The sequence below is a fragment of the Ruegeria sp. CK1 genome, assembly GCF_056536545.1.
Genome location: NZ_JBQFPX010000010.1, coordinates 112,261 through 118,260, shown reverse-complemented (window position 1 = coordinate 118,260; position 6,000 = coordinate 112,261). Strand labels below are relative to the sequence as shown.

General features: G+C 57.1%; 7 protein-coding genes. 4 read left to right on the top strand and 3 right to left on the bottom strand.

The window, feature by feature from the left end; genetic code table 11:
- From ACR0L3_RS18660 to parC, 3 genes are all read right to left on the bottom strand, one after another.
- On the bottom strand, positions 1 to 91 hold a 91-nt coding region (locus tag ACR0L3_RS18660), incomplete at its 3' end, for a GTP-binding protein (protein ID WP_215675807.1).
- A gap of 113 nt (positions 92 to 204) precedes the next feature.
- Entirely contained in the window at positions 205 to 798 is a 594-nt protein-coding gene (locus tag ACR0L3_RS18655; RefSeq protein WP_480747276.1) for a hypothetical protein, read from the bottom strand.
- A 97-nt stretch (positions 799 to 895) separates the two neighbouring features.
- Positions 896 to 3,244 (bottom strand): DNA topoisomerase IV subunit A, encoded by a 2,349-nt coding sequence (gene parC, locus ACR0L3_RS18650; RefSeq protein ID WP_480747275.1) that lies wholly within the window; start codon positions 3,242 to 3,244, stop codon positions 896 to 898.
- 202 nt (positions 3,245 to 3,446) lie between these two features.
- Between parC and ACR0L3_RS18645 the strand changes: the two genes are divergently transcribed.
- The 4 genes from ACR0L3_RS18645 to ACR0L3_RS18630 all read left to right on the top strand — a co-directional run bounded on the left by ACR0L3_RS18645 (position 3,447) and on the right by ACR0L3_RS18630 (position 5,809).
- A complete protein-coding gene (locus ACR0L3_RS18645) occupies positions 3,447 to 4,055 on the top strand; it encodes an SH3 domain-containing protein (RefSeq protein WP_480747274.1) in 609 nt (202 codons plus the stop codon).
- 69 nt (positions 4,056 to 4,124) lie between these two features.
- Positions 4,125 to 4,952, top strand: a complete 828-nt coding sequence (locus tag ACR0L3_RS18640; RefSeq protein ID WP_480747273.1) for an SDR family NAD(P)-dependent oxidoreductase — start codon at positions 4,125 to 4,127, stop codon at positions 4,950 to 4,952.
- Between the two features lie 80 nt (positions 4,953 to 5,032).
- Complete coding sequence (locus ACR0L3_RS18635; protein WP_058283630.1) at positions 5,033 to 5,236, top strand: twin transmembrane helix small protein; 204 nt, start codon at positions 5,033 to 5,035, stop codon at positions 5,234 to 5,236.
- Positions 5,237 to 5,809, top strand: a complete 573-nt coding sequence (locus ACR0L3_RS18630; RefSeq protein WP_480747272.1) for a cob(I)yrinic acid a,c-diamide adenosyltransferase — start codon at positions 5,237 to 5,239, stop codon at positions 5,807 to 5,809. It abuts the gene before it with no gap.
- Positions 5,810 to 6,000: the final 191 nt, after the last annotated feature.

Sequence of the window (6,000 nt, the reverse complement as noted above, 5' to 3'; positions counted from 1 at the left end):
CTGCGGTCAGCGTCGTCTTGCCGTGGTCAACGTGGCCAATCGTGCCGATGTTGACGTGCGGTTTTGTACGCTCAAACTTTTCCTTTGCCATTCCTCAGGCGCCCTTTTGCGATTTGGGGGACCCTTGGTCCCGTGGTTACATCTGCGCGCGCGAGATATTTGGTTCAAAGGGGAAAATCAAGCACATCCTGCGTTAAATCCCGTTTAGGATGCCGGATTTTGCGTGACAACCTCGGATTCCAGCGATTGGATCAGGTCGGGACGGCGATCAAACCAACCGTTGTCCTCATGTTCCTCAGCCAGCCACTCTTCGACTCGGTCCGCGACCTTCAGGGCCAAACCGCTCATCTGTTCTTCCTTGGTGCGCGAATGGCCCGACCCGGCCAGAGCACTTTCACCAGTTGTATCTTCGAGAACCTGGAACTGTTTTCCCTTGGCGAGGAATTCCTTCTGCTTAACGTCATAGACATTCACCAGAACAATCGCTGTGCTCTTGGGATTGTAGATCACTGGAATACCCGGAGGAGCGAGCATGTACCCTTCCAGACTGATGCCAATGTCATACTCTTGCGCGCCCTCATAGCGGCCCAAACGGATATCAACGGCATTTTGGATTGCTTTGGTCCACTCGTCCGGTGTGGCATCACGAGACACCGGCCCCTGAACGGCCCTGTCGGCGAACGCATAGTTAACGCGAAGCTTAAATTCGCCCAGTGACTCGGGTTCTTCGTATACCTGCGTTTGCGTACAGGCGCCCATCAGGGCCAGTCCGGTGATCAGGGTCAGAATGCGCAGCATATGTCTCGTCTCGATAGGCCTGTTTTCTTTGATCTAGCGCACCGATACGGCCTGTGCAAAGCCGTATCGGCGGAATTTCACTGTTGTGGCCGCCTGATCACGAAAACTTATAGTCCCGTGGGAAGCCATAGGGCGGCTTTTTCCCAACACTAGCGCGTTTTGCCAGCCATTGGCTCATATCGGCCTCGTGGCGCGTCTTTTCACCCCCCATGGACCATTTCAGACCCTCTTCCCAATTGAAGGTGGCGATGTCAGACAACCCGCCATCCAATTCCAGAGTGCCTTGGCGCCCACGTGCCATATTGTATTTTTGAAGACGCACGCCCTTGCCACGAGTCATCTCGGGCAGTTCCTCGGTTGGGAAGACAAGGAACTTTCCGTTCTGGGAGACAACGGCCACGTGATCGCCTTCAACCGGCTTACAGATCATCGCCGTCTCATCACCTTTGACGTTCAGCACCTGTTTTCCGTTGCGGGTTTGGGCCAGCACCTCATCCTCGGGCACCATGAACCCGTTGCCCGCATCCGAGGCCACCAAAAGCTTGCGCCCCGGTTTGTGGATCAGAATGTCGATGATCTGCGCTTCGTTTGGCAAGTCGACCATCAGGCGCAAAGGCTCGCCCATGCCGCGCCCGCCGGGCAGGTTCGCGGCGCTGACTGTGTAGAACCGGCCATTGGACGCAAAGACCAGCAAGCGGTCGGTCGTTTCCGCGTGGAAGATGAAACGTGGGCCGTCGCCGTCTTTGAACTTCAGATCTCGCTTCAGGTCGATATGGCCGGTCATGGCGCGGATCCAACCCATCTGAGAGCAGACGACCGTAATCGGCTCTTTGTCGATCATCGCCTCAAGCGGGACTTCTTCGACCTGCCCTGCCTCGGCAAATTGCGTACGGCGAGCACCGCCTTCGTAATCCTTGCCAAAGGTCTTTTTGGTCTCTTTCAGCTGCTCGGCAATTTTAGCCCATTGCAGGGCTGGGTCGGCCAGCAAGTCTTCGAGATTGGCGCGTTCCAGCATCAAATCATCACGCTCGCGAACCAACTCCATCTCTTCCAGACGGCGCAGGCTGCGCAGGCGCATGTTGAGGATGGCGTCGACCTGAACTTCAGACAGCTCGCCCTCACCCGGTTTGGGCGAGACATAGTCGGACTCATCAGTCGCACGGACATGGTCGATGCCCCAATCTTCGCGCATCAGCGCCGCTTTGGGGTCGTCGTCATAGCGGATGATATCTATCACACGGTCGAGGTTCAGGAAGGCGACGATAAAGCCCTCCAACACCTCCAAACGGTGGTCGATCTTAGCCATGCGGTGACGCGAGCGGCGGATCAACACTTCTTGTCGGTGATCAAGGAAGGCGCGCAGCACTTCCTTCATCGAGCAGACCTTAGGCGTAACCCCGTCGATCAGCACGTTCATGTTTAGGCTGAACCGCACCTCAAGATCCGAGTTGCGGTAGAGCATCCCCATCAGCACCTCGGGGTCTACGTTCTTGGAACGCGGTTCAAGGACCAGCCGGATGTCATCGGCGGATTCGTCGCGCACATCGGCGAGTATCGGGATTTTCTTGGTCTGGATCAGTTCCGCGATCTTTTCGATCAGCCTAGATTTCTGAACCTGATAAGGAATCTCGGTGACGATGATCTGCCACTGACCACGACCCAGATCCTCGACCTCGTATTTACAACGCAGACGGAATGAACCACGCCCGGTGCGATAGGCCTGAGCGATATTCTCAGGCGGCTCGACGATGACGCCACCGGTTGGAAAATCCGGCCCCGGCACGTAGTTCAACAGCGTGTCGTCGCGCGCATCCGGCGTCTTGATCAGATGCAAACATGCATCGCATAGTTCTGAAATGTTGTGCGGCGGGATATTGGTCGCCATGCCCACCGCGATACCACTGGCCCCATTGGCCAGCAGGTTCGGGAACTGCGCAGGCAACACGACCGGTTCGGTCAGCGTGCCATCATAGTTGTCGCGGAAATCGACGGCGTCTTCGTTCAGACCTTCAAGCAGCGCCTCGGCCACAATGGTCATCCGCGCCTCGGTGTATCGCGAGGCCGCCGGGTTATCGCCGTCGATGTTGCCGAAGTTCCCCTGTCCGTCGACCAGCGGATAGCGCACGTTGAAGTCCTGTGCCAGACGCGCCATCGCGTCGTAGATCGCGGCGTCGCCATGCGGGTGGTAGTTACCCATCACGTCGCCAGAAATCTTGGCAGACTTACGGAACCCGCCCGTCGCGCTGAGTCGCAGCTCGCGCATCGCGTAGAGGATTCTGCGGTGAACTGGCTTCAGACCATCCCGCGCATCCGGCAAAGCCCGATGCATAATGGTTGAAAGGGCATAGGTCAGATAGCGTTCACCAATTGCGCGGCGCAGCGGCTCAGCTACCTCGCCCCCGTTGTCAGGGGCCTCCATATTGGGGTCGTCGATCGTATCGGTCATACATGATGTGATACGCCGCAAGAGCGCGCGGGTAAAGCAAGCAGCGCATATTTTGCTGGGGACAAGTGGCGCTTTTTGCAACAGGGGGAGGCAAGTCCCGGATTTCCCCCGTTTTTCGACTCAACCGCGGAAATATGGTACCCTGATCGAATTAGACTGCTGCCTATTTCTTGTTTCTTACGATTGATCTGGGGGATGCGCCATGACGCGCCTTATAGTTATCACTTTCACTGCACTTGGTTGGTGCTTTTACGTAATGAGCGGCGGGCCGGATTTCGAGCCCCGCGGCTTACGTGCCGAGCAACCCGTTCGTATTGCAACCGCCCCAACAACTTCCATTGCCCCTGCCCCGGCCGAAGAGCTTGTGACCAATGTCGCAGCCCGTGTACCGATTGCGACCGTCAAGTTTGAACCTGTGACGGATGAGGTGGTCGAAATCATAGCGGATGACGCCAGCCTCGGATCTTTTTCAACACTGTCGGTCTTCGAAGATCAAAGCACAAACTTTACGCTCGCCTCGCTTGAAGACGGCGTGACCGGATTGCGCCAGATTGCGGACGATGTGCAGGAAGATCAGGCTGAAACCCCTGCCATTCCAGAGCCGGAGAAAGACATTCGCGAAGTTTCGGGCACCCGGGTGAACATGCGCGACGGGCCGGGCACGATCTATCCGATCGTCGGCAAAGCAACGATTGGTCAAAAGGTCGAGGTACTTAGTGAATCCGGCACCGGGTGGCTACGTCTGCGCGTGTTGCCGCAGCAACAGGTTGGATGGATTTCAGCCTCGCTGGTGCGAAAAATCTCAAACTAACGCAGTCCTGTCATTGTCCTGACCTCAACCTCGACATAACTTTGGCCGAGGTCCACATTCAGGAACGACATGCAGAAATCCATTCTTGTTACAGGCTGTTCATCCGGTATCGGACTCGATGCGGCACATGGAATGCGGGCGCGTGGATGGCGAGTGTTCGCGTCATGCCGGCAACCACGCGATTGCGACAAGCTGCGGGCACAAGGGTTCGAAAGCCCGCGGATTGACTATACAGACTCCGACAGCATCACGTCGGGTCTAAACGAGGTGTTGAAAGCCACGGGCGGCACGCTGGATGCGTTGTTCAACAATGGCGCGCAGGGCCTGCCCGGCGCAGTCGAGGATGTGCCGACCGAAGGGTTGCGTCACATCTTTGAAACCAACGTCTTTGGCTGGCATGAGCTTACCCGACAGGTGATTCCGGTGATGCGGGCGCAGGGACACGGGCGAATCGTTCAGAATTCCTCGGTTCTGGGACTGGTGGCCTATCCGTGGCGCGGCGCCTATGTGGCAACGAAATACGCAGTCGAAGGATTGACCGATACCTTGCGGCTGGAATTGCGGGACACCGATATCAAGGTGATCCTGATCGAACCCGGCCCGATTACATCAAAGCTGCGGGAAAAAGCGATCCCTGTTTTTGAACGGTTCATCGACTGGCAGAACTCGGCCCTACGCGACAAATACGAAGACAGCCTGTTGAAAAGGCTGTACGAATCGTCTGGACCGGACCGGTTCGAACTGCCTGCATCAGCGGTCACGGACAAACTGGCCCTTGCGGTCGAATCAAAACAACCGCGCGCGCGGTACTATGTAACGACCCCGACCTATATCGCCGGATACCTGCGCCGCATCCTGCCGACCCGCACCATAGACCGCATTCTATCGGACGTCTGAGGCGAAATTACTCGTTCGCTTTTCAACGCTTCGGGGCTAGATGATAGCCTAAGGAAACAGAAAACGTGGACGGTGTACCCATGGACCTCTTGATGGTCGTTTTGTTGTTGGCCATGGCGGCTGTTGTCGTCGTGCTGGCGATTGGCATCTCAAACTTCGGCAAAAGCGGCAAGGCCGCCGCAATGAAAAGCAACAAGATGATGCGCCTGCGCATTCTGTTTCAATTCATTGCCGTGGTGCTGATCGTGCTCTACGTCTGGCTGCGTGGGCAAGGAGCACAGTAAATGGTCGTTCTGAACAAGATTTACACCCGCACTGGTGATGACGGGAAAACTGCGTTGGGCAACGGAGAACGGGTAGCCAAATATTCTGGCCGCGTGGCTGCCTATGGCACCGTGGACGAGTTGAATTCCTTTGTTGGCGTGGCCCGTACCGAAGCCAAGGGTGAGGTCGAAGCCGCCCTGTCGCGCATCCAGAACGACCTGTTCGATCTGGGCGCTGATTTCTGCCGTCCTGACATGGAGAAGGACGCTGAGGCCGATTATCCCCCGCTGCGTGTCGTCCCGGCCCAAATCGACCGACTTGAGGCCGAAATAGACGTGATGAACGAAACGTTGGAACCATTGCGCAGCTTCATTCTGCCCGGCGGTTCGCGTTTGGCAGCCCATTTGCACGTCTGCCGGACCGTCTCGCGCCGTGCCGAGCGGCTTGCAGTCGAGTTGACCAATATGGAGCCGGTGAATGAGGTTGCCGTAAAGTACCTTAACCGCCTTAGCGATTGGTTCTTCGTCGCCGCACGCTGTGCGAATGAAAACGGCACTCAGGATGTGCTGTGGGTTCCGGGCGCGAACCGCTAAAAGCGGCGCAGTGTCCAGTGGACACTGCGGTGACCGGAAGGGCGAAGCCCCGGCCCGAAGGGCGTGCGCGAACCGCTAAGTTGCGGGCCGTTGCGTCAAAAAACACGAAACGCGACGTCCCAAGACTATGACGTGACGATTTTGCCCTGTTGCAGGCGGATTTGAGACGTTATTGATCCCCCGGAGAGCAT

Excerpts from the sequence above, each read along its gene's own strand:
- ACR0L3_RS18640 (WP_480747273.1), top strand. The coding sequence starts at position 4,125 with ATGCAGAAATCCATTCTTGTTACAGGCTGTTCATCCGGTATCGGACTC.
- ACR0L3_RS18635 (WP_058283630.1), top strand. The coding sequence starts at position 5,033 with ATGGACCTCTTGATGGTCGTTTTGTTGTTGGCCATGGCGGCTGTTGTC.
- parC (WP_480747275.1), bottom strand. The coding sequence starts at position 3,244 with ATGACCGATACGATCGACGACCCCAATATGGAGGCCCCTGACAACGGG.
- ACR0L3_RS18630 (WP_480747272.1), top strand. The coding sequence starts at position 5,237 with ATGGTCGTTCTGAACAAGATTTACACCCGCACTGGTGATGACGGGAAA.
- ACR0L3_RS18645 (WP_480747274.1), top strand. The coding sequence starts at position 3,447 with ATGACGCGCCTTATAGTTATCACTTTCACTGCACTTGGTTGGTGCTTT.
- ACR0L3_RS18655 (WP_480747276.1), bottom strand. The coding sequence starts at position 798 with ATGCTGCGCATTCTGACCCTGATCACCGGACTGGCCCTGATGGGCGCC.